General features: G+C 41.1%; 18 protein-coding genes and 2 tRNA genes. 11 read left to right on the top strand and 9 right to left on the bottom strand.

The window, feature by feature from the left end; translation table 11 throughout:
• Position 1: 1 nt before the first annotated feature.
• The gene (locus tag NXR94_RS08915; RefSeq protein ID WP_258104272.1) at positions 2–706 is read right to left on the bottom strand and encodes a hypothetical protein; all 705 of its coding nucleotides are present in this window, start codon (positions 704–706) and stop codon (positions 2–4) included.
• A 73-nt stretch (positions 707–779) separates the two neighbouring features.
• Between NXR94_RS08915 and NXR94_RS08910 the strand changes: the two genes are divergently transcribed.
• Positions 780–1,409: a CoA pyrophosphatase gene (locus NXR94_RS08910; protein ID WP_258104271.1), complete on the top strand. Its 630-nt coding sequence runs from the start codon at positions 780–782 to the stop codon at positions 1,407–1,409.
• Positions 1,410–1,515: 106 nt separating this feature from the next.
• The gene (locus tag NXR94_RS08905; protein ID WP_258104270.1) at positions 1,516–1,791 is read left to right on the top strand and encodes an SdpI family protein; all 276 of its coding nucleotides are present in this window, start codon (positions 1,516–1,518) and stop codon (positions 1,789–1,791) included.
• Here the strand turns inward: NXR94_RS08905 and NXR94_RS08900 are convergent, their stop codons facing one another.
• From NXR94_RS08900 to NXR94_RS08865, 8 genes are all read right to left on the bottom strand, one after another.
• Complete coding sequence (locus NXR94_RS08900; protein WP_258104269.1) at positions 1,792–2,589, bottom strand: queuosine precursor transporter; 798 nt, start codon at positions 2,587–2,589, stop codon at positions 1,792–1,794.
• Positions 2,590–2,593: 4 nt separating this feature from the next.
• Complete coding sequence (locus NXR94_RS08895; protein ID WP_258104268.1) at positions 2,594–3,508, bottom strand: ribonuclease Z; 915 nt, start codon at positions 3,506–3,508, stop codon at positions 2,594–2,596.
• A 3-nt stretch (positions 3,509–3,511) separates the two neighbouring features.
• Positions 3,512–3,895: an STAS domain-containing protein gene (locus NXR94_RS08890; protein ID WP_258104267.1), complete on the bottom strand. Its 384-nt coding sequence runs from the start codon at positions 3,893–3,895 to the stop codon at positions 3,512–3,514.
• Positions 3,896–3,958: 63 nt separating this feature from the next.
• Positions 3,959–4,900: a phosphoribosylaminoimidazolesuccinocarboxamide synthase gene (locus NXR94_RS08885; protein WP_258104266.1), complete on the bottom strand. Its 942-nt coding sequence runs from the start codon at positions 4,898–4,900 to the stop codon at positions 3,959–3,961.
• Between the two features lie 75 nt (positions 4,901–4,975).
• The gene (locus tag NXR94_RS08880; protein WP_258104265.1) at positions 4,976–6,280 is read right to left on the bottom strand and encodes a toxin-antitoxin system YwqK family antitoxin; all 1,305 of its coding nucleotides are present in this window, start codon (positions 6,278–6,280) and stop codon (positions 4,976–4,978) included.
• 53 nt (positions 6,281–6,333) lie between these two features.
• A complete protein-coding gene (locus tag NXR94_RS08875) occupies positions 6,334–7,512 on the bottom strand; it encodes an acetyl-CoA C-acyltransferase (RefSeq protein WP_258104264.1) in 1,179 nt (392 codons plus the stop codon).
• A gap of 107 nt (positions 7,513–7,619) precedes the next feature.
• On the bottom strand, positions 7,620–8,444 hold the full coding sequence (locus NXR94_RS08870; RefSeq protein WP_258104263.1) for a M48 family metallopeptidase: 825 nt from the start codon (positions 8,442–8,444) through the stop codon (positions 7,620–7,622).
• The gene (locus NXR94_RS08865) at positions 8,441–9,409 is read right to left on the bottom strand and encodes a VWA domain-containing protein (RefSeq protein WP_258104262.1); all 969 of its coding nucleotides are present in this window, start codon (positions 9,407–9,409) and stop codon (positions 8,441–8,443) included. The genes NXR94_RS08870 and NXR94_RS08865 overlap by 4 nt, the downstream gene beginning before the upstream one ends.
• Positions 9,410–9,634: 225 nt before the next feature.
• On the opposite strand from NXR94_RS08865, the gene NXR94_RS08860 reads away from it, so the two are divergent.
• From NXR94_RS08860 to NXR94_RS08820, 9 genes are all read left to right on the top strand, one after another.
• Positions 9,635–9,721: transfer RNA gene (locus tag NXR94_RS08860), tRNA-Ser, on the top strand.
• Positions 9,722–9,748: 27 nt separating this feature from the next.
• Positions 9,749–9,822: transfer RNA gene (locus tag NXR94_RS08855), tRNA-Arg, on the top strand.
• Positions 9,823–10,430: 608 nt separating this feature from the next.
• Positions 10,431–14,477: an FG-GAP-like repeat-containing protein gene (locus NXR94_RS08850; protein WP_258104261.1), complete on the top strand. Its 4,047-nt coding sequence runs from the start codon at positions 10,431–10,433 to the stop codon at positions 14,475–14,477.
• Between the two features lie 309 nt (positions 14,478–14,786).
• Positions 14,787–14,993 carry a hypothetical protein gene (locus NXR94_RS08845; RefSeq protein ID WP_258104260.1) on the top strand — a complete coding sequence of 69 codons (207 nt, stop codon included), beginning with the start codon at positions 14,787–14,789 and terminating at the stop codon, positions 14,991–14,993.
• Positions 14,994–15,408: 415 nt separating this feature from the next.
• The gene (locus NXR94_RS08840) at positions 15,409–16,128 is read left to right on the top strand and encodes an RNA polymerase sigma factor (RefSeq protein ID WP_258104259.1); all 720 of its coding nucleotides are present in this window, start codon (positions 15,409–15,411) and stop codon (positions 16,126–16,128) included.
• Between the two features lie 318 nt (positions 16,129–16,446).
• Positions 16,447–20,103 carry an RICIN domain-containing protein gene (locus NXR94_RS08835; protein ID WP_258104258.1) on the top strand — a complete coding sequence of 1,219 codons (3,657 nt, stop codon included), beginning with the start codon at positions 16,447–16,449 and terminating at the stop codon, positions 20,101–20,103.
• Between the two features lie 500 nt (positions 20,104–20,603).
• Positions 20,604–20,840: a hypothetical protein gene (locus tag NXR94_RS08830; protein WP_258104257.1), complete on the top strand. Its 237-nt coding sequence runs from the start codon at positions 20,604–20,606 to the stop codon at positions 20,838–20,840.
• 487 nt (positions 20,841–21,327) lie between these two features.
• Positions 21,328–21,927 carry an RNA polymerase sigma factor gene (locus NXR94_RS08825; protein WP_258104256.1) on the top strand — a complete coding sequence of 200 codons (600 nt, stop codon included), beginning with the start codon at positions 21,328–21,330 and terminating at the stop codon, positions 21,925–21,927.
• A 299-nt stretch (positions 21,928–22,226) separates the two neighbouring features.
• The gene (locus NXR94_RS08820; protein ID WP_258104255.1) at positions 22,227–23,306 is read left to right on the top strand and encodes an RICIN domain-containing protein; all 1,080 of its coding nucleotides are present in this window, start codon (positions 22,227–22,229) and stop codon (positions 23,304–23,306) included.
• Positions 23,307–23,741 lie beyond the last annotated feature (435 nt).

The following is a 23,741-nucleotide window of genomic DNA, read 5'->3' as shown; positions in this document are numbered from 1 at the left end:
ACTAATTCCATCGGTCACTGTTCAGGCTCAGTTGATAAAGGGAGGTTAAATGAGCAAATAAAACGGCCGGCACCACAAAAAGCGGTAAGTACACAAATGGGAAATAGAACACCGCAAGATTTGGAAGTTCGGCTGTTGGGCTGATAAAATAGGGGGTATTCATAATTGCCCGGCTGACGATATTAATTAGAAGGCCCAGCGCTGCCACATTCCATAGGACTGCCCATAGTCGGTTCTGCCTCTTTTTTCCAACTAAGAAAATGGCTGCAAAAGGAGCAGTAATACCTGAAATAATATCGAAGTTGGCACCTTCATAAGTCAGCTCCTGAGGTACCAAATGTTCCAAAAACAACCACCACAACACGATTTCTACCGGAACCCTAATGATATGAATATGCGTAAGAGTAGTGATTGGAATCTGGCTGATAAAGTTTCTGGAACGTGGAAGACTAAACAGGAGGATGATAATAAGTAGGTTAATAGCCGCAAAAACCATCAATCTGGGTGGTATACTATCAAAGTTGAGGAAGTAGCCATTGACAGTGACAACACCAATAATAAGAAGCCAAAAAGAGATTAGTGTTAGTACAAGAGTGGGGAGATAGCTTTTTTTAGTGCTGAATCGCACACCGAAATAGATAAATCCAAAAGTTGCAATGACACAGGCGATGAAGATCAGGCCTATGTGATTGGGAATGTCATTCATGGGTTGATAATGCGGGTGTTGGGGTCAAGTTATCAAATTTTACTGTGAAATTTTATGAATAGATTTGATTTACATGGAGCATGAGTTGATCGAAAAACTAGCGCAAAGACTAAAACAACCTCTACCGGGTAGTTCTTCGCATCAAAAGATGAAACCGGTCATTCCCTCAGGGTTTAGGTTTAGAACTCCTCCTGAAGAGAACGCACGAAAGGGAGCGGTACTCATCATGTTATATAAAAAGAATGGCCAATGGTTTTTTCCGCTGATTCAGCGTCCACTTTATGAGGGGATTCACAGTGGTCAGGTGGCATTGCCGGGAGGAAGAAAGGAGGAGCAGGATGTCGATATCATAGCGACGGCCTTAAGGGAAAGCCAGGAAGAGATCGGTTTAGGACAAAATGGCGTGACTGTGCTGGGTTGTCTGAGTGACTTTTTTGTGGCGGTAAGTAATTACATGGTTACGCCGGTGATAGGGTACTACCAGAAAAATCCGGTGTTCGAGCCGGATGATCGAGAAGTAGCCGAAGTAATAGAAGCACCATTGAATCAACTTTTAGATATCGGACTATTGAAGGAGAAGGAGATCACCGCCTCCAGTGGCTATAAGCTGCATTCACCCTATTTTGAAATTGAGAACAAAGTGGTTTGGGGTGCTACGGCCATGATGTTGAGTGAACTGGTTGATGTCATAAGAGAGTTATAAAAGAGCATTGTTACTTTGTTGAATTACCTATATTTTTAGGACAGAAATGAATTTTTGAATGCCGTTTCCTTATAAACTCGCTATTGTCTTTATTTTCCTGGGTTTAATGACCCGCTTCTTGTCCGGGAACCGCAACTGGCTATTCGGATATCGCTCAACGATGTCTATGAAGTCCCATAAGCATTTTGATTACGCCAATCGTATAATGGGTACTGCCACAGCTGTTTTTGGACTACTGTATCTGGGCCTATTGATATTATCAGAAAAGTATACATATATCCACCTAAGCAATTGGATTAACGGAGTAATCGTTTTTGGTTTTTTCGCAATCCTGATTCTTGTTGTAGAGTTATTGCTCAGACAGAAATTTGGAGATAAATGACTAGAAGAATCCTTCTGAGGTTTCTGTAGCCTCCTGAGTCATTTGCTCGGACAATTCAGATCCTAAATAGTTGTCGATCAGGTAATGCCCCAGATAAATTAATGGAGTAAGGACAATGGCTACGGTAAACTTGTAGATGTAATTGATAATTCCTACTGAAATAACCTGAACAATACTCCATCGGCTACCTTCAGGAGCCAAAATGTAGAAAGCAATGGCCAGAACTACAAAGCTGTCGATGAGTTGGGAGATGAGGGTAGATCCTGTTGCTCTCAGCCAAATCATTTTATGTCCCGTGATTTTTTTGAGTTTCTGAAAGACGAAGACATCCATGAACTGTCCAATAAGAAACGCCACCAGCGAGCCTACAATGATCCCTAATCCCTGAGAAAAGATCTTATTAAAGGCAAAGTTGATATTAAAGAAGTTTCCTTGCGAATCGGTGCTGTTTACATCCAACCAAAAATCAGCAGGGGGCAATTTGGTAATGATGAAAATAACAATGAAGGCATAAGCAATACATGCCGCGGCTATGTAGCTCAATCTTCTGACGCCCTTTTTGCCGAAGTATTCATTGATGATATCAGTGGTGAGGAATACGACCGGCCAGATGATCACTCCGGCGGTAAGGTTAAAATCCAGTACCAGATCACCCAACAACGGGATGTTTGCAGGTGGTAGGCTGAGGGTGGATTCTCCACTAAAGATCTTGACCCCAATTAATTCGGCAAGTAGCGCATTCGATAAGAAGATGGCTGCAAGAATGATGAATAGGTTCTGTCTCTTGTCTGTTTTCACAAGCTTAAGATACCAGAAATTTCTCACCTTCTACTGCCAGGGCAGTATTCTCAAAGACTTCCTGCGCTTCCTGCAGAACAGGAGTAAGATCTCTATATCGGGTAGAGAAATGGCCCAATAGAAGTTGACCGAAATTAGCTACCTTAGCAAGCTCAGCAGCTTGTCTGGCCGTTGTATGATAGGTGTTCGCTGCACGCTCTTTCATGTCATCCATGAAAGTGGCTTCATGATAAACAAGGTCTACGTTTCTTAATTTGTCCGCCAGCTCAGGAATGTATTTTGTATCTGAGCAGTAGGCATAGCTGAAAGGCTTCTTTGCAGGGAAAGTAGCCTCAATGTAGCTCACCAACACATTTCCATCTTCGTCAAGGACATCCTTTCCATCCCGAAGGGTGTTTTGCTGTATGGGAGTAAGCGGACGGTCGATCATTTTGCGATTCAATCCACGTTTTTTATTCTTTTCCCTAAACAAATAACCGGAACAAGGTACCCGATGATCTAACGGGATGGTCTCAATGGAAAGTTTATCACTTTCAAAAACAATTTTCTCATCACCCTGGGCCCATTCTATGAATCGAACATCATAGCTCAGCCTGGTTTCTGAATGTCTTAGCTGTAGAGATATAATGTCCGAAAGTCCGGGAGGTCCGACAATCAATAATTCAGACTTTCGACCGTAGAGGTGCAGGGTTGAAAGCAAGCCTATCAATCCATAATAGTGATCTCCATGAAGATGAGATATCAGAATATGGTTGATCTTCGAAAGCTTGATCTTATATTTTTTGAGCAATAGTTGAGTGCCCTCCCCACAATCGATAAGGAAGTATTTATCCTGAACTCGCAAAAGTTGGGAAGTTTGGTGCCGGTTGTGGGCGAAGGCTGCTGAATTAGAGCCTAGAATATGTAATTCCAGGGCCAACGCTTACTCTTCCAGTCCTCCTTCTTCTTCTAAACCTCTTTTCAATGCATTCATGAAAACAGTGTCAACCGACTCTTCGACGGTTGGAAGAATATCTAATACTTTATCTAACTGGCTGATTTTTATCAGTTTCATCACATGTTCGCTTACTCCGCAGAGAACGAATGATCCTGTCTCTGTGAAAATCCTATTACCAACCAGTAGTGCACTCAGTCCGGAAGAATCAATGTATTTAACCTTTTCGAGGTTGAGAATCACGTTGGCTACACCTTCGTTTTGTAGGGTGACAAGTTCTGATTTTACTTGAGGACTTAGCGTCGAGTCAAGCTTTTCTTCATCAACGGCGAGTATGGTGTACTGATCTTCTCTTTCTATTGAAAACTTCATGTCTATTCAATTTAATTTTTGTTATCCTATGTTCAGGTTTTAAATGATTTCGAAAATCATCCGTTAAGCCTGAACCGTTTCTTCAATGTTTTTCTTTATTCGATCCAAGATATCAGGGCTTTGATCCTTAACAAAACTTTGTCCCGTGATCTTTTCGAATAATTCAATGTATCTGTCGGTGACTGACGCAACGAACTCGTCTGTCATTTCCGGTATAGTTTGTCCCTCTTTCCCCTGAAATCCATTGCTAATCAGCCATTGTCTGACGAACTCTTTGGATAGCTGTTTTTGAGGCTCGCCCTTGGCTTGTCTTTCTTCATAGCCTTCGGCGTAGAAATACCTGGATGAATCAGGGGTATGCACCTCATCTATCAGGGTGATCTCTCCATTAAAATTCCCAAACTCATATTTGGTGTCTACAAGTATCAGGCCTTGTTCCCTGGCTAGTTCGGTACCTCTTTCGAAGAGCTTGTGGGTATACTCCTCCAGTTTATCATATTCATCCCTGCTCACCAGACCTTGAGCCAGTATTTCTTCTTTGGAAATATCCTCATCGTGTCCTTCATCTGCCTTGGTGGTAGGGGTAATGATCGGCGAAGGTAACTTGTCATTTTCCTTCAAACCTTCTGGTAGCGGGCAGCCACAAAGTGTTCTTTTACCATCGCGATATTCTCTCCAGGCATGTCCTGCCAAATATCCCCGAATAACCATTTCAACCTTATAAGGCTCACATTTTTTTCCCACTGTGACGTTTGGGTCCGGAACGGCGATTACCCAGTTGGGAACAATGTCACTGGTCTTTTCCAGAAAGATCGCAGCAATCTGATTAAGCACCTGTCCTTTGTAAGGAATGGGGCGGGGAAGTACCACATCAAATGCTGAGATACGATCCGATGCGACCATAACAAGCTGTTCGCCAAACGAGTAAACATCTCTTACTTTTCCCGTGTATTTTTCCGTTTGATTCGGAAAACTAAAGTTCGTGTATTTGATCCCTTGTGACATAGTGCGCAAAGATAGTGATAGAGAATTTTAAGCTACTCAGATTTATTCATTTAGGTCATTAAAAGACCAGGATGCTTAAGGCTGTATAACTTGGCCTGCTTCGTATTTCAGCACTTCGGTAATATTTCCTCTTTTATCATAAAAGGTCCAGTTGCCTGATCTTTTGTTTCGGACATAGTCACCTTCGTATTCAATCTGCCCATTTTTATAATACTTGGTAAATGGACCCTCCAGTCTTCCGATTTTCCATTGACTGGATATTTTCAGGTCTCCATTGGAGTAGAACTCTTCAGTGAGCCCCTGCTGGTTGCCATAGGCATAGGCCTCTTTTTTGATAAGATCACCATTTTCATAAAACTCCGACGCTCCATGCAATTTGCCTTTCTCATAGCGCTCAATTCTCTCAGGTCGTCCCTTTTCGTCATAGAATGTCCATGTACCATGCGGCAGTTCATTTTCGATAGTCTTCTCTAATACGAGTTTTGATCGATCCGTATATTCTTTGATTTTGGCATTAAGGCCATGGTTGCTGTAGTTGGACTCTCTTTTAATGTTACCATTGGCATGATATTCTACATTGCGTCCATTCATCTTTCCATTTAGATACTTGAACACAGCTTTAACACTCCCATCATCATAGTAGCTGTTGAAAGGGCCCTGAAGCGCCCCTTTTTCATAATTTCCATGGGCCCGAAGCTGCCCGTTTTCATAGTAGTGTTTAACATATCCGGACCGCTGACCTCTTAAGTTGAGCACTTCCATTTCGATGTTTCCGGAAGGAAAGAAAGTCTTGTAATTCCCGTCCAGCAGGCCGTTTTTATACTCGGCTTGAAGTTTCAGGTTCCCATTTTCATAATATTGACGTGTTTGTCCGTTCGGTTTTCCGTCCTTATAGTGGGTTTCCTCAGCTTTGCTGCCATTTGCAAAATAGGAGATGACCCATCCTTCCGGCTTGCCATGAGCAAATGAGGTAGCACCGAGAAGCTGACCACTTTCATCATAGCGCTTTACTTGTCCGGTAAGGGTATCGTCCTTAAATAGCGCCTCCTGAACCAATGTGCCTGTTGGAGCATACACTTTGGTTAACCCTTGTTTCAAACCATCACTGTAATAGGTTTCTCTCTGTAGACTTCCGTCCTCATAGTAATTCTGAAAAAGCCCTTCGCGTCTACCATGTTTGTAAGATCCGGTGACCAAAATGTTTCCTGTGGTGCTATACATTTTGTAGTCCCCATGAACCAGAGCGGTATCCACCCAGATGACCGTATACTTTTCTTTGATGTGAGACGTGTTGTCATAATAAGTGACAACAGGTTGCAGTTCCTGGGCAAAGAGAAAGAGGGGAGCGATCAGGTAAAAAACGAAATAACAGACTTTCATATACGCGGCAAAAATCTTTGATGTGTAAACGAAAATCAAGCTTTGAAATTATTTTAGATTAATTCAATGACAATAGCCGAGGCGCCTCCACCTCCGTTGCAAATTCCTGCCACACCAATTTTGCCATTATTTTGATTTAGCACAGATGACAAAGTGGTGATGATTCTGGCACCTGAAGCACCCAGTGGATGTCCCAGCGCCACGGCTCCGCCGTTGACATTTACCTTATCAGGGTCCAGGTTTAATTCTTTGATGTTGACCAGGGCCACCACAGAAAAAGCCTCGTTTATTTCATAGTAGTCAACCTCCGAAGCGCTTATGCCGGCATTCATTATTGCTTTCGGTATGGCTTGCGCGGGGGCTGTGGTGAACCAAAGTGGATCTTGCGCCGCATCTGCAAATCCTTTGATTTTGGCTATTGGGGCAACTCCAAGTTCCTCGACTTTCTTTTTACTGGCCAGGATAATTGCCGAAGCTCCATCATTGATAGTAGAAGCATTTGCAGCCGTGACACTGCCATCTTTATTAAATACAGGGCGTAGGGAAGGAATCTTATCGAAATTCACATTTTTAAACTCCTCATCTTCCTCCATAAGTATAGGTTCACCTTTTCTCTGGGGTATTTCGATGGAGGTGATCTCATTTTTAAATAAGCCCTTTTCAGTGGCAGAAGCGGCTCTTTTATAGGATTCTATTGCGTAGGCATCCTGTTCTTCACGTGAGATGTTTCTTTCTTTTGCTGTGTTGTCAGCACAACATCCCATCGGGAATTCATTATAGACTTCCCATAATCCATCTTTCTGAAGACCATCGATCAATTCGCCATTTCCATATTTATATCCAAATCGCGCTTTTGGGATATAGTAGGGGATGTTGCTCATGCTTTCCATTCCACCAGTCATTACAAGGTCATTCATTCCCAACATAATGGATTGTGCTCCTAACATAACTGCTTTCATGCCGGAAGCACATACCTTATTAACGGTTGTACACGGTACTTCATGCCCGATGCCTGCACCAATAGCGGCCTGCCGAGACGGGGCCTGTCCAAGGTTTGCTGAGACTACGTTGCCCATGAATACTTCATTAATGTGGTTTGGGGCCAGCTTTATTTGATCCATGGCTCCTTTGATGGCCAGGCTACCAAGTTGCGTGGCGCTAAAAGAAGACAAGGCACCACCGAAGCTTCCAATGGGTGTTCTGGTGGCTGAAAGTATATATACCTCTTCCATTGTTGGGGTGTATTAAAGTTGCATTAGCAATTGGCGATGGCCTTTCGCTTGGTACTTTTTTATTTCTCCTTAGATTTCGAACTTTCGCATTGTATTTTCGTCTAGCCTTACCAGTCAGGCTTGTCCGAGTCAGGTTGCTGAGATGACTGGCGCTTGCGTTGCTGAATATACTGAATTTCATTGTTCTTCAGTGCTTCCAAAATCATTTTGGCTTTTTCTTCACTGATGTTCATTTCTTCCAGTTTCTGGCGCGTGGCCTCATCCATTTCTTGTTGTTGTTGCTCCTCACTTTTCTCGCCCTCCTGCTGTTGCTCTTCAGATTTCTCTCCTTCTTTCTTTTCAGAATCTTTTTGTTGCTCCTGATTTTGTTGGTCTTTTTGATCACCTTCCTTTTGTTGGTCCTGCTTTTGCTGATCCTGATTCTGTTGCTGGTCCTGGTTTTGCTCTTGATCTTTCTGATCTTGTTGATCCTCGTTCTGCTGGTCTTGGTTTTGTTGGTTTTGCTGTTGCTGATTGAGGAGCTTTTTCACTACTTCATAGTCATACTTAGCATCCCTGTTCTTAGGATTGGCCTTGATGGCATTTTTCAGGTAAGAAAGTGCCTCTTCCAGCTTTTGTTCATTTTTAGCCAACACACCAAGCTGCTGAGAGGCGATAGATTGCAGTTCTTTGTTTTCAGATGAAATTACATTTTGGTAGTTGATTTTTGCATTTGCAGTATCTCCGAGATTGAAATAACTGTGTGCCAGATTTAGCGAAATCTCATCTTCATCCACCCCAAGGCTATCCCTGAGCATACTGTACTTATTGGCAGCGACCTTAAAGTTGCCATCCTGATAGGCTTGATTTGCTTCCTTTTTCAAGCCATTAATCTTCGCCAGTTGGACTGGGTCAGTAAAAAGCACGAGTATGATCAGGATGAGATGCTTCATATTTTTATGATTCGAACTCCAAATAGTAAATCGATCATCATCAGAAAAAGTGCCGCTGCAAGGAAATAAAAGTATTTGTTTGACTTCACATCTACCTTTTTCGCGTCTCGCAATTGACCTTCGATATTGTTTATCGCATTAATGAGCCTTTCAACGTCATTTTTGCGGTCGTTGATCTCAAAGTATTTTCCACCTGTATCGGAAGCCAGTTTCTTGAGTTCATCTGTATTGATTTTACTCACGACATCCTTGCCCTGATGATCTCTTTTGTAGCCCCGGTTGGTCATGATCTTAGATCCTTTGTCTGTTCCAACGCCCAGGGTGAAAAGTTTGATGCCCGTGGCTTCAATTTCTTCAGATATCTGTTCGGTTTCCTCACCAAAGTCTTCACCATCGCTAATGAGAATGATGATTTTGGATTTATTGCTTTGAGGTCCATCTTCCTCATTTTGAAGTTTATTAAGGGCCATTTTCAGTGGGGGCCCGAAGTCTGTTCCGGTATTTGGAACTAGTGTCGTGTTCAAAGCCTGGATGAAAATGTTCAATGCATTATTGTCATAGGTTAACGGACATTGCATAAACGCTTCATTTGAAAACATGATTAGGCCGATACGATCTGAATTAAAAGCCTCAACGATCTTTTTCAGTTCAAATTTCACCTTTTCCAGTCGGGTAGGTTGAATGTCAAATGCATTCATAGACTGTGAAAGGTCCACGCAAATGAACATGTCTTTCCCCACGGATTTGATTTCCCTACTGGCCTGCCCGAACGACGGACCCAATAATGCGATGACTAATAAAGCGAAGTATGAGGTGCGAAGGATGAGCTTCAGTATGATTCTATGTACCGGAAGCCCGGTTTTATTTGAAATACGGACCATTCGGATCACATATAGCAGATAAAACAGGATAAATAACCCGGTTATGATGAGTTCGAAAGTACCTATGTCGTATGACCAGTTCATAAAGGATGGCTAAAATATAAAAGTCGGGAGTCCTACCCAATAACGACCTTGGGCATTTAACGTTTTTTAAAATGAGAATGGATGAAAGAGGGGGGAGGAGTGCAGTTTTAGTGCTGATTCGAGGCCCCATGAAAATACTTTAAAATTGTAAAAATGCTGTTTGCTAAATAGGAGTTTTTCTCTAAGTTTGCAGTCCTTTTCAGGGCGAGCTCCAGAAAACCTTTAGGAGAGGTGGGTGAGTGGCTGAAACCAGCAGTTTGCTAAACTGCCGTACCCGTAAGGGTACCGGGGGTTCGAATCCCCCTCTCTCCGCACTACATCTGTTAAGAGTAGTATGTTGGTTCCATAGCTCAACTGGATAGAGCAACTGCCTTCTAAGCAGTAGGTTCCAGGTTCGAGTCCTGGTGGAATCACCTGAAAACAAAGCACTTACAAGAGATTGTGAGTGCTTTTTTGTTTTGTATCTATTAAATCGGATCAATTCGAAAACCTGTGGGGTGTCTTGAAAAAATACAATAAGCCCTTTTTACCACCGAGAACACAAATTACACAGAGGAACTAATGTTATTATAAATATCTAATTCTCCTTTATTTGGACAAAATGGCATTTTTTATTCAAATAATGAAGGCTTTAAATCACCAAAAGACTTTTGACAACTCTGTCTCTGCTTTCTCAGTGATCTCCGGGGTGAGAGAAATGGAGGAAATTCTCACCTCACAATGTGGCTATATGAAAAGAACAATCGACCCACAGAAATATTGCTTGATCCATTAAATCCCCTAATGTGTTATTAGAAATTTCTGAATAGATCCCTTATCTTATTGCATACAACTAAATGTATTAAATAACAAATATATCTCTTTATTATAAAGAGAGTTTGGGTTAAACACCAAATTGATTGGTAATTAAACGTGGAGGATAATCTTTAATTTCCTGTAAGAAACGGGGCTTCGGTTAAAAGTGATATTTAATTAATGGTATAGATAAGGTATCTGATTTTTATTTTGTATTGGGATCGTAATGAAACAAGTTTTTGCTGCGACGAGATCTTCCAGGAAGAGTAATGGTCGAAAGATTAATTTATGTATTTGTTTAGTATTGTTTGTGCCATGGATTGCTGGCACAAAAGTATTAGCTCAGGGATTTAGAGAAATACATACACAAAGCGGCTTATCGGGTTCTTTTAATAATAATGGTGTCTCTGTAGCGGACTATGACAGAGATGGAGATTTGGATCTGTTTGTAGTTTCGCGATGGAAATCAGGTAATGGAGCAGCAACCAGTCAGCTATATCAAAATAACAATGATGGAACTTTTACCAATGTAACAGTTGAGTCTGGGATCAACAGTACCCATGACTATACTGGTGAGTATATTATTGGGTTTTCTGGTTTTGGAGAAAGAATGGGGGCCTCTTGGGGTGATTATGATAATGATGGCTTTCCTGATCTGTTTCTTTCGAATGTCTATTATTTTGAACTCTACCATAACAATGGGAATGGAACATTTACTGATGTTACCGCAGAAGCCAATCTACCGTTAACTAATAGTTGTTATATAACAGGTGCGACATGGTTTGATTTTAATAATGACTCTTATTTAGATCTTTATGTAACCAAACTGTATAGCTGTTCAGAGAAATTTTTTTATAAAAATAATGGTGATGGCTCATTTTCGGAGTATTCTGAGAATGTTGGTTTAACTGGGTCAGGATCGGCTTCCTGGATGGCAGTGCCCTGGGATATCAATAAGGACGGGTTTCAGGATTTATATATTGTTACCGATTTTGATCTTCCAAATCAGCTTTACATTAATGACTCAGGAACTTTTTTTATAGATAGTGCTGAGTTTTATGGCTTGAAAGATATCAACAAAGAGGGGATGGGCTTTACTCTTGGGGATTACAACAATGATGAGCTTCTGGATTTCTACATTACTACCATAGACGAGAATTCTTTGTTTAAAAATTTAGGAAATAACGTGTATGCTGATGTTGCGGTGGGTTTGGGGGTCGATACTACCAAATGGAGCTGGGGAACTCAATTCTTTGATTATGATAATGACCTTGATTTAGACCTCGTTGTTGTGAATGGCTATAATATCAAGTATCGGAATGCCTTCTTTGAAAACACATTAGAATCAGGGATTGAGGGTTTTTTTAACAGGGCTACAGAGTTTGGAATGGATGAATTATCATCATCAAATGGGGTGGTGACCTTTGATTATGACAATGACGGAGACCTGGATTTTCTTATTGGTCGTACAGGAGATCACCTTGAACTTTTTGAAAATCAACTTGACCTTGATCCATCTGGTAGTAAGAATTGGGTTCAATTGAGTTTGGAAGGAACTACTTCTAATCGTGACGCTATCGGGACATTAATAAAAGTTCGTGTCGGCGACACTGTATTGACCCGTTATTACAATGGGTTGGCTCTCATGGCACAAAATCTACAACCTGTACATTTTGGTTTGGCAGATGTTGAAAATATTGATCAATTGACTATCAAATGGCCATCGGGCATAAAGGAAGAATACACAAACCTTCCAGTCAATTCATTCTTAAAATTTACGGAGGGATCCAGTTACGATACTTTGGATCTTACCAGTAATAAAATCTCAGGTTGTATGGATCCAAATTCATGCAATTACAATCCTGCTGCTACCCAGGATGATGGAGGTTGTGGTTATTTAAAGAGCAAATCCATTACTGGAGGAATAAATGTGGAAGTTTTAAATGAAGCTGACTATTCCTACCCCGAGACATCCGGTCATACTTACGACTGGTCAGTGACTAATGGAGTTATTCTTGAGGGGCAGGGAACTGCATCGATAAAGGTTGAATGGGATATTGCGGATAAGGGCACTGTTACGGTCACCGAGATGGGTAATTGCAGTAGCTTGCCGGTAACACTTGAAGTTAATTTGAGTGGTCAGTTAGCTCTTGAGAGTAAATCGATAGCCAGACTCTGGAATGAGGCATTATTGGCAGCCATACGTAAGGATTACGCACGTCCTACCGTTCACGCAAGAAACCTTTTTCATGCAAGCGTGGCCATGTACGATGCCTGGGCTCTGTTCAATGAGAGTGCCACACCTTATTTAATTGGAAAGCAGTTATACAACTATAATAATCAGTTCAACGGGTTTGAATCGGAAGTTGATGATTCAACAGCCATGTCAACAGCCATCAGTTTTGCTGCTTATCGATTGCTAACTCACCGTTTTAAAAATTCGCCTAATCAAGCGGTTACACAACAGAGGTTTGATGATCTGATGACATTGCTTGGTCTTGACAAGAGTTTCAAGAGTACGAATTATTCTAGTGGAGATCCGGCTGCGCTTGGAAATTTTATTGGACAATCGTTGATCGAGTATGGGTTCATCGACAGGGCGAATGAAACTTCCGGTTATGCGAACCAATATTATCAACCTAGAAACGAGCCCCTGGTGCCGGTCCTACCCGGTAATCCAAATATTATTGATCCGAATCACTGGCAGCCGTTGACGCTTGATGTCTTTATTGATCAGGCAGGCAATGTTGTTGAGGGAAAGACGCCTTCTTTCTTAAGTCCGGAGTGGGGGGTAGTTTATCCCTTCTCTCTCTCAAAGGCCGATGCCAGTACATTTTCGAGGGACGGAGGTGAGTATGTCGTGTATCATGATCCGGGCCCTCCTCCGAGTCATCGCCAGCAAAAGATAGCTGCGGGTGAAATGGATTTATACAAATGGAATTTTCTTTTGGTATCCATGTGGAGTTCACATTTAGATCCTTATGATGGTGTTATGTGGGAAGTGTCCCCAATAGGAATTGGAAATATTGATTTTGATCAATTGCCAACCTCTATAGTCAATCATTCAGAGTTTTATGATTTAGAACGGGGTGGTGATATAGGAAAAGGGAGGTCTGTCAATCCGATTACTAGCCAACCCTATATTTCTCAAATGGTGCCTCGTGGAGATTATACTCGGGTTCTAGCTGAATTTTGGGCGGATGGTCCGGACTCAGAAACACCTCCCGGACACTGGTTTGTTATTTTAAATTATGTTACTGACCATCCTCAGTTTATACGAAAATTTAAAGGAGAAGGAGAAATTGTTGATTTATTGGAGTGGGATGTCAAGGCCTACTTTACACTAGGAGGGACCATGCACGATGCTGCCATTGTCGCATGGGGTGTCAAAGGATGGTACGATTTTATAAGACCAATATCAGCAATACGCTATATGGCTGAATATGGGCAGTCAACTGATATTACACTCAGCAACTATCACCAGAATGGTATACCTCTCGTGCCTGGTTTTGTAGAAGTGGTCAAGTCGGGAGATTCTCTTGCGGGTGTGGGAAATGAAAATTTGGGTAAGATTAAATTGTATGCATGGAGGGGACATGAATATGTTCAGGATCCTAATGTAGATGAGGCGGGAGTAGGCTGGATACTGGCAGAGAATTGGTGGCCCTATCAGCGCCCTTCTTTTGTTACACCGCCTTTTGCAGGATATGTTTCTGGTCATTCCACCTATTCGAGAGCTGCGGCAGAAGTGATGACCTTATTAACAGGGAGCGAATACTTTCCCGGTGGTATGGGTGAATTTGTGGCTAAAAAGAATGAGTTTCTTGTTTTTGAGGAAGGACCTAGTCAGGATGTTCACCTACAGTGGGCGACCTATAGAGATGCTTCTGATCAATGCAGCTTATCGCGTATTTGGGGAGGGATTCATCCTCCGGCAGATGATATACCGGGCCGTATTTTGGGACATGAAATTGGTATTGAAGCATTTGTTATGGCAGAATCCTATTTTAATAACTATACATTGAGCAATGAGTTAATGGAGGATGTTGTGGTTTATCCGGTTCCTACTCGTGATTCCCGAATTTACATACGGAATGTGAGCGAGGATCAGTCCTTTAAGGTTTTTGATGTGCAAGGACATGAGATGTCTGTGATTGAGAAAGGATATGACACATTTTCGCGAACTATGACACTCCGTCTGGATGAGGAAATGCCAAATGGTTTGTATATCCTTCAATCAGGTTCAGAAAGATGGAAAATATTAATAAGATAAGAGAGTAAATTAGAGATTGGTTGCGGGTGCCAGAGAAGCAGGTGTAGTTGGCAGTTAATGACGCATCAATTTATGGTAGTGATACCAATTTCGAAATATCTGAGATTTGGATTTTTATTGAAAGTGATCAGTAATTTTAATTTTTTGTATCATTTTCTAAAATTGGCTCTTTATTATTCAAAGAATGATGTTTAGGTCTATCATTCAATTTTGGTTAAAAGGACTAATTTGTGTTGTTTTTATAGGGTCTAATTTAGAACAGGCAGGGAATTTATTTCGATTGCATGATTCTCGGTAATCTCATAAAGAATGTCCAGGAAAAGAAAGAATTTTAAGAAGTCGGATGAGGATCATATAGAACCGAAGTTGGATGAAATAAAAGATGATATCGTGGAATTACCTGAGGAAATAAAGTATATAGATAGCGTACTTACAAATAGTAGCCTCAAAGAAGATTTTCTAAATCAAGAGGAAAAAGACGAGATGCGAAAGGCTATTTTTTCTAAAAAAGACTAAGCCTGATTCGGATAGGTCCAATATCATTAAATCACCCGCTTTCGACCGTCCTGCCCTCCCCTTCAATAGTACCTAATATTGTCTTGGTCAGGTGTGCTTCATCGCTAAAGGCCCTCACTGTTATTAAATATTTGCAGGTGGTTTTCTGCTCTAATCACATTTTTTTCAAAATCCCAAGCGGTAAAACTTCAAATTGAGCTTTTGATTAAGCGACTTCCCTTTTTGTAATCTCCAATTTTTTATCGTTAGTGGATCGTTAATAAAACTAAGTTATTTTATCAAAAACATGAAAATAGGCCGAATTATGCACTTTTTTTTATCACAATCACAAATATAGATACTAATAATTCCCCCTTGATTGAACGATGGTGACCTGATAGGTATGCTGGTTGAATGGTAAAATTGCAGTAGTCAAATGAAAACTAAACCGAATCAAATCCGATTGACGAACCAATTAAATAAAGGAACAACACGGTTACCGATTATGATTGCTCAAGCCCAAAATTATTATCAAATATCAGGTAGTACAGAGACCTTGAAAAAAGTAAGCGATTCCAAAGAAGCTAAAGTTGTAGAAATGTCATACGATTCCCAGCAGTGGGATGATTTTAGAGAGGGGGATGAATTGGTTTTCGGTCGTATCTATGAGGAATACGTGGATGTGCTTTTTAACTATGGTAAAAGGTTTAGCTCTGACAGGGAGTTGGTAAAGGATTGTGTTCAGGATTTCTTCTTGTATCTAAGAGAGAAAAGGGAAGGAATTGGCGCTACCACCTCAATCAAATTTTACCTTCTAAGATCTTTCCGGAGGAGGTTGCTTAAGTATATCACCAAAAAGGAAAAGACGCAACAAGAAACAACTTCAGAGTTGGAGTTTCAGATCGAAGTTCAGGATTGTAGTGTTCAGAGCTTTATTGAGAATGAGGCGAATAATTTCATGGTAAAAAAACTCAATAAGTCTTTGGAGCAGTTGACGGCTAAGGAGCGTGAAGCCGTTTTCTTCTACTACTATGAAGGAATTGGATATAAGGAGATTGCTGACATCATGGAATTTTCTCATGTGTCTTCAGCCAGAAGATTGATATACACCGCACTTAATAATTTAAAGGATATTCTTCACGAACCTGTGCACTGACACATTTGTGATATATAGCCTCAAATTGGAACTGTCGTTATTAACCAGCTTACGCAAGATCCAATTTGAGATTTCCTCTGACCGGATGACTGGCAAGCGTCAGCATTACCTGGAAAGGAACGCTTAAAATTCACCTGCTACGGAATTGATACTCTTGATTGTTAATCTAATTATTGGATAACGTAACATTAGATAAAACGCAAAAACTCAAACTAATAGATAGTCGAAGGTAGGCTTTTCGCCTAGCGCACACCTTTCGGCACCATCAATCTTTTTAACCGTATCATGTGTGCAGGTACGCAATTAACGAAAAATGAAATGTTAAGAAAGTTTACTTTTTTCTTGTTGATGCTGTGTTTAGGGATGACCAACCTGCTCAAAGCGCAAACAGCAAGTACAAGCGACAACCTGGTAGCCCAACCAGCTGCAGACAGGACTGTTCCGTTCGACATTACGGATCCAGGAATTTCGAAAACAGTAGAATTTGGTGCCGATCTTGCATGGGCTAATGAACAAGCTTTTCGCAGAAACATTCTGTTCATGGGCTTGGACCAAATTGATATTGTTCGTGCTTCTTTCCAACCTACGTACCCATTAGTAAATGGTACGGACCTTACGCAAGAGCAAATCAATGATCTGAACTACCGATTATATCTAATCGATACCTACGTTGGACCAAACACTGATTTAGCATTGAATTGTGATCACCCTTTTGTTGATGACTGGTATGTTGGCTTCCCGGAGAGATGGGAGCAACTGATTGAGGTATCAGCACGAGCGTTCAATGATGCCGGCCACAATGTGATCACCGTTGGGGCATTCAATGAGCCGGATTACGGATGGGGACAAGGATCTGCGCAAGACATGTATGACATCACAGCATTATTGAATGCTAACCCCTATTTTAACGGAATCAGGCTTAATGGCGGAAACACATTGAATTGTGATGAAGCACAGGGATGGTATGACTTCCTAATTCCGGCAGGGATCACAGAAGGAAATACACACCAGTTGGCTGGTAGCTTTGATGGGTATGCTAGTTTCCTTCAAAATGTAAGAGCAAATGGACATCACGCTTCATTAGATGAGTTACACAACATTGGAGAGGCTCTAGTTGGTTACGAATATGGCATGCAAACCGGTATCTGGTGGGCAGACATTGACTATGCCAGTGGAGAAATGGTGAAAGCTTTTGATGGTCAAAGAATTGGCTATGCCGAGCACAGACCAAACTGGACGTCTGCTGCAGTATACCGAGCTCCTGATGGCAAAATTCAGGCTTTTGGAGGTACTTCTGAAAGACAAGCAGTTACTACTAGCTTTAACTACATTTCGAAAGACCGTCCAGTCTTTTATGATGGCCATGGCCCTACTAGAGAATTTGTACTGGAAATGCCTGGTGGTCTTCCAGGAAGTTATGGAGATGGTCAAACCAATGCGGAGAGAATTATTAACATCACATGGGGTGAAGACATTCAACCAGCGATCACTGATGGACAATATATCATCGTAAATCGTAACAGTGGATTAGTGATGGGTGTTGATGGGCAAGCATCACTAGATGGTGCAAATGTTGCTCAATTGAATTATACTGGTGCAAATAGCCAAAAGTGGAATGTTTACCCTGTTGATTCGAGAGTGGGTGGTGATTTCAGCTATTACAAAATCCAACCTGCTTCAAGTAATCAAAAGTACCTGGATCTATATGGGTACATACTTGATGATGGCGCGAACATCGATCAGTGGTCAGCAAGTGGATATGGTAACCAACAATGGTACTTAGAATATACTGAAGATGGTTGGTTCTATATCAGAAGCAGAGAGAGCTCTAAATGTATCGCTGTGGATGGTGGAAGTGCTGCATCCGGAGCAAACGTCGTACAATGGGAACCAAATGGTTCTTATGACCAACAATGGAGATTACTTCCAGTCGGAGCTCCTATTGAGTTTGTCGCTCCAGCAGCACCAACTAATCTAGTCGCAACTGGTCAATCGGCATCAATCAAATTAAACTGGACAGCAAGTCCAGATAGTGACGTAGCAGGATATACAGTATTGAGAGCTGAATCTGCAGGCGGACCTTACAACACCATAGCTAGAAATGTTGGAGTAACCGCTTTCGTAGACAACACAATAGTTTCAGGCCAAACGTATTATTATGCTGTGAGAGCTGAGGATCAATCTTTGAATAGATCGACTAAGTCTAATCAAGTATCGTCAACTACGACCGGATCAAATACTTTGACTGCTCATTACACTTTTGAAAATTCCACATTAGATGGCTCTGAAAATCTAAATCATGCAGCCACCTATGGTGCTCCAGGATATGTAGCAGGCCAAGAAGGCGAGGCAGTAAGTCTGGATGGAACTGAAGATTTCTTGCAGTTATCAACCGATATAGCAAATCATCAAGAAATAACAGTTGCTGCATGGGTTAATTGGGCAGGTGGTAGTGCCTGGCAAAGAATCTTTGATTTCGGTAACGGTGAGGATGAAAGCATGTATCTGACCACAAATAACTGGTCTGGAAATGTAGAGTTCAATATTTACAACACTGGGGGTGCCAATGTTCTTACAGGTCCTTCAATTGCGTCAAATACCTGGACTCACGTTGCTGTAACACTAGGTGCCTCTGAGACAGTTCTATATGTTAATGGACAACCTGTGGCTCAGTCCGGAGCTGTATCAATTAATCCATTAGATATCAAACCTGTTCTTAACTACATTGGTAGAAGTCAATGGTCTGCAGATGCATTGTTCAATGGAGAATTAGATGATTTTAGAGTCTATAACTATCCACTAACAGCACAAGAAATTGCCGCTTTAGCAGGATCTTCTACTGGTAATACACCTCCTACCGTGTCAATTACCAGCCCTACCGATGGCGCTTCTTTTGACGAGGGCACCAATCTGACAATAACTGCTGATGCTTCAGATGCAGATGGATCTGTTACTCAAGTTGAGTTCTTTGTAGATGGAATGTCTATTGGTGTTGATGCAACAAGTCCTTACAGCGTTAATTGGACGATTGGCACTGGCAATTTTGGAATCTCTGCAGTGGCTACTGACAATGATGCAAATACTACTTCCTCGTCAGGAATAGGTGTTTCTGGCAATTGTGCCGGGTCAACCCTTACACCATACTACCAGATCAACTATGGTGCGTGGGTGATTGGTACAGATATTACCATTAATGAAGGAGATGTAGTTGGTTTTGGCCCTCAACCTCTTACAGGTGGATCCTGGAGCTGGAGCGGTTGCGGTACTTCAGGAACCTCTCGTGAGCAATTTGTAACACTGACCAGTTCTTGTGCAGCCACAGCTACGTATACAAATGATTGTGGTGGAGTGAGCGATGTTACGTACAATGTAACAGTTCTTACTGCAGGTGATCCATACATGGCTGTTCAATCAATCACAACTGGTACAGTAGGTGCTGGAAAGGGAAGTAAATTTGGTTCTGCTTCAGTAGTGGTGGTAGATAACCAAAATAACCCTGTATCTGGTGCAACCGTTTACGGATCATTTAGTGGCACATGGAATGAGGCAGTATCTGGCGTAACAGATGGTAATGGCTCTGTGTATTTCCAAACAAGCTCTTCAGCCAAAGGTGGTGTTACTGTTGATTTCTGTGTTGACAACGTTACTCATGCGAGTTTGCCATATGAAGAAACTCAAAATGCGATCACCTGTACGAATGGTGGAGCGAGAGGTTCATTGGGAGGAGATGAGGAAGTTCTCAATGAAATGAGCCTTTATCCAAACCCAATTACGGATGTTTTGAATATTGACATACCTACAGATAATTTGAATGCAGAGCTGAGCATCATTGACATTTTTGGAAGATCAGTGATGGAAACTCAATTGACGCAATCAACCAATAAACTGGATTTGGGAGCTCTGAAATCAGGTATCTATATGGTACGGGTAAAGCTAGGAGATTCAACCAGGACAATGCGAGTTATTAAGCATTGATCATGTTAAGGGGGGTGCTTTTTAGCACCTCCTTCATGCTGCCAGTAAACTACTAGCTATAGACCATCAACCAGGCTATCATTAATATCGGTTAGAGCAAATCCTGTGAAATTGTTTCACAGGATTTCTTTTTGGTGCGGACTGACATGTTCCTCGGGTTCATTTAGAAAACAGGTAAAGCGAAAGCTAAAGAATGATCTTGTCTTTGTTTCATCTTTTCTAATACTCCAAGTTTCTTACTTAGGTCAACGCTCTATGAGGATGAGATATTAGTGATTGAGCTCGTCGCAACTTTCAATCTGATGATTGATAATGAAGAGTAATTATTTCTTTGAAATATATGTATCATTTTCTAAGGTCGGCTCTTTTTAAGATTAGAGGAAGCACAATTGGGCGTGCTAAAAATCACTGACTTTTAGATAGTTGGATTGATTCATCAAATAAATTGAATTAGAAAAACAAAAATTCCAGTCGGTGGTTCGACATTATCATTAATACTGATGTCCAAAAAAAGAGAAGACAACAATTTCAAGAAATCAAAGGAGATTCGTTTGGAGCCGGACTTCGACGAGACAAAGGATGGCGCCCAGGAAATACCTGAAGAAGTAAAGGAAGTTGATGAGGTACTGACTAATAGTAAATTCAAAGAAGACTTTCTTACTCAGGAAGAGAATGAAGAGGTAGAAAAAGCTGTAACTCCTACTAAGTCTGATAACGGTGCAGACCATAAAAAGTAAATAATTGGTGTCAAGTCTTTCTTTCGATCACCTAAAAGGTATGAAAGGTTAATGCGTTGATTCAAGACAGTCTTTTAGTCGGTAATATGCCCGAACAGATTATTTATATTCATTAATTCTTTCCTGAACCAAAATGGATAAGCACTCCTATAGGGTCATGAGAAACGGCATTTTTCTTCAAAGAAATTGTTATTCGACTGATTATTAATTTGTTAAAAAAAGAGATGTAAATCTGTTAAAGATTGATAATCAATGTGTTTTAGCTGTTTTTTTTACCACAATCATAAATAGGGGTACTGATAATTCCCCCCTAAATGAACGATGGTGACCTGTGGGTATTCTGGTTGACTGGCGAACTTGCAATAGTCAATAACCCCCGGATCAAATCCGATTGACGCTAAACCAGTTCAATACGTTAACAACACGGTCCCCGATTATGATTGTTCAAGCCCAAAATTATTATCACCTACCAAGTAGTACACAGACCTTGAAAAAAGTAAGCGATCCCAAAGAAGCTAAAGTTGTAGAAATATCATACGATTCCCAGCTGTGGAATGAATTTAGAGAGGGGGATGAATTGGCTTTCGGTCGTATCTATGAGGAATATGTGGATGTACTATTTAATTACGGCAAGAAGTTTAGCTCTGACAGGGAGTTGGTAAAGGATTGTGTTCAGGATTTCTTCTTGTATCTAAGAGAGAAAAGGGTAGGGCTTGGCGCTACCACCTCAATCAAATTTTATCTTTTAAGATCTTTCCGAAGAAGGTTGTTTAACTACATCACTAAAACCGGAATGACTCAGCATCAAACGCCTACTGACCTGGAGTTTCAGATCGAAGTTCAGGATTGTAGTGTTCAGAATTTCATTGAGGAAGAGGCCAATGATTTCATGGTGAAAAAGCTCAATAAGTCTTTGGAGCAGTTGACAGCCAAGGAACGTGAAGCCGTTTTCTTCTACTACTATGAAGGTATTGGATATAAGGAGATTGCTGACATCATGGAATTTTCTCATGTGTCTTCAGCCAGAAGATTGATATACACCGCACTTAATAATTTGAAAGGCATTCTTCACGAGCCTGTATACTGAATCACGTTTGTGTAACCTCGCAAATTGAAATTTATCAGTTGATTTGACTTCAAAAGAGATTCCTGCTGGCCAGCTGAATGTCGAGTTATGTTCCTACATAAGTTGGCAACGCCCAAAATTCATTCAGAATGAAAATCATGCTTTTGGTATAGTCTTACAAACCTGACCAACATGAGATAAAAGGCAAAAACTCAAGCTAATAGATAGTCAGGAGTAGGTAACCGCCCTGCGCATACTTCTGATCAGGGTAATTCTATTTAAATGTACCATATGCGCTGGTACCCAACTAATCCAAAAACATGTTAAAACAACAATTGAAAGTGTTTATTATCTTGTTTTCAGTATTGGCAATGTTTAGTTGTCAAGAGGAGAACAATTTACCATCATCTGAAGAGTCCCTGGATTTATCCAGTCCTCCTCCGCCGGGAAAAGGTCCTAAAACTTCAAATCAGCCAATTGCCAATGGGAACTATACCATTGTAAGTAGTCACAGTGGTAAAGTGCTGGATGTGGCGTACTGGTCTTCTGAAGATGGAGGAAACGTATGGCAATGGACCGCTACAAATGGTTCTAATCAAAGTTGGGCATTTACTTACAACAGTGAAGGTTTTTATTCTATCGTTTCTCAACATAGTTCATTGGCATTGGCTGTTGACGGGGCGAGTCTGGATAATGGTGGAAACATAGTTCAGGCAACCATAAGCAACGGATATGAGCAACAATGGGAAATTGTTGATCTTGGGAATGGTAACTATAGAATTGTTAACAGACTCAGCGGTAAAGACCTGGATGTTTGGGGTGTATCACCTTTGGATGGAGCTAACATAGCGCAGTGGGAAGCCACAGGAGGAACCAATCAACAGTGGTATTTTACCTCAGGCGCAGGTGGTTCTGCTAATGGACAGTTAGACTGGACCTGGGTATCCACTGGTGTTCCTATAGATGCCAAGCAAAGAATTGAAGATGCTATGAACGCGGCTGTATCCAGATACAACCTTCATGCACCCTGGTGGTCTCGAACCCTAACTGTCGAGTATAATACAGGGGTGCAGACAGCAGATGCTAATATCAATGGTCATATCCGATTTGGACCTGATCCAAATTTTCAAAATGAGAGATGTGCTTTGCATGAAATTGCTCATACTTATGGAGTGGGTACTTCGTGGAAATGGGATACATTTGTTGGCGAAGGTGGTGTTTTCAATGGAGTGAATACCAATGCACTCATAGAAATCTATGATGGGGTAGATGCCAATATCGGGACCGGAGGCGGACATTTTTGGCCATACGGTTTGAATTACAATAATGAGTTTTCGGAAGTGAATGCAGATAGACATTCTGAAATTGTCTCGGCAATGGTAATGGATGGCATTTATTGAGGTTTATCAATAGTTTCTTCCCGAATATTGAACGTTATACACGAAGATTAATTTTTTAGTAGTCCTGAGACTGCGTTTCTGGGTGTAAAGCGACAGCTTTGGATTGAGTTTTGTCTAAATGAAATGGCAACTTTATGAAACTAAACTGTGAGCATTCAATTGGTTAATAACCAAGTAACGACGATCGACTCTCTTATATAAATATAGGTTGTAACAAATCCTGTGAAATCATTTCGCAGGATTTGTTTTTAGCTCAGAGTTGAACGGATTTGTTTTGCTAGCAGTAAGTTAGCCAACTTTGAAGAGCATATTATTTGCCAAGTCAGGCCATATGAGAACAATTGTTTATGGTTAATTCCCTGTTTTTTTGGATTGCTAGGGAAATTTAATTTTTAAAGTCCCTGTTTCTGGGTTAAATATGATGATAATGATTGG

The organism is Marinoscillum sp. MHG1-6, assembly GCF_024714475.1.
In the GTDB taxonomy this organism is placed as follows: Bacteria; Bacteroidota; Bacteroidia; order Cytophagales; family Cyclobacteriaceae; genus JAMZMI01.
This window is presented reverse-complemented; position numbering and strand designations above follow the sequence as displayed.

Excerpts from the sequence above, each read along its gene's own strand:
- NXR94_RS08915 (WP_258104272.1), bottom strand. The coding sequence starts at position 706 with ATGAATGACATTCCCAATCACATAGGCCTGATCTTCATCGCCTGTGTC.
- NXR94_RS08910 (WP_258104271.1), top strand. The coding sequence starts at position 780 with ATGGAGCATGAGTTGATCGAAAAACTAGCGCAAAGACTAAAACAACCT.
- NXR94_RS08905 (WP_258104270.1), top strand. The coding sequence starts at position 1,516 with ATGACCCGCTTCTTGTCCGGGAACCGCAACTGGCTATTCGGATATCGC.
- NXR94_RS08890 (WP_258104267.1), bottom strand. The coding sequence starts at position 3,895 with ATGAAGTTTTCAATAGAAAGAGAAGATCAGTACACCATACTCGCCGTT.
- NXR94_RS08885 (WP_258104266.1), bottom strand. The coding sequence starts at position 4,900 with ATGTCACAAGGGATCAAATACACGAACTTTAGTTTTCCGAATCAAACG.
- NXR94_RS08880 (WP_258104265.1), bottom strand. The coding sequence starts at position 6,280 with ATGAAAGTCTGTTATTTCGTTTTTTACCTGATCGCTCCCCTCTTTCTC.
- NXR94_RS08875 (WP_258104264.1), bottom strand. The coding sequence starts at position 7,512 with ATGGAAGAGGTATATATACTTTCAGCCACCAGAACACCCATTGGAAGC.
- NXR94_RS08870 (WP_258104263.1), bottom strand. The coding sequence starts at position 8,444 with ATGAAGCATCTCATCCTGATCATACTCGTGCTTTTTACTGACCCAGTC.
- NXR94_RS08865 (WP_258104262.1), bottom strand. The coding sequence starts at position 9,409 with ATGAACTGGTCATACGACATAGGTACTTTCGAACTCATCATAACCGGG.
- NXR94_RS08850 (WP_258104261.1), top strand. The coding sequence starts at position 10,431 with ATGAAACAAGTTTTTGCTGCGACGAGATCTTCCAGGAAGAGTAATGGT.
- NXR94_RS08845 (WP_258104260.1), top strand. The coding sequence starts at position 14,787 with ATGTCCAGGAAAAGAAAGAATTTTAAGAAGTCGGATGAGGATCATATA.
- NXR94_RS08840 (WP_258104259.1), top strand. The coding sequence starts at position 15,409 with ATGAAAACTAAACCGAATCAAATCCGATTGACGAACCAATTAAATAAA.
- NXR94_RS08835 (WP_258104258.1), top strand. The coding sequence starts at position 16,447 with ATGTTAAGAAAGTTTACTTTTTTCTTGTTGATGCTGTGTTTAGGGATG.
- NXR94_RS08830 (WP_258104257.1), top strand. The coding sequence starts at position 20,604 with ATGTCCAAAAAAAGAGAAGACAACAATTTCAAGAAATCAAAGGAGATT.
- NXR94_RS08820 (WP_258104255.1), top strand. The coding sequence starts at position 22,227 with ATGTTAAAACAACAATTGAAAGTGTTTATTATCTTGTTTTCAGTATTG.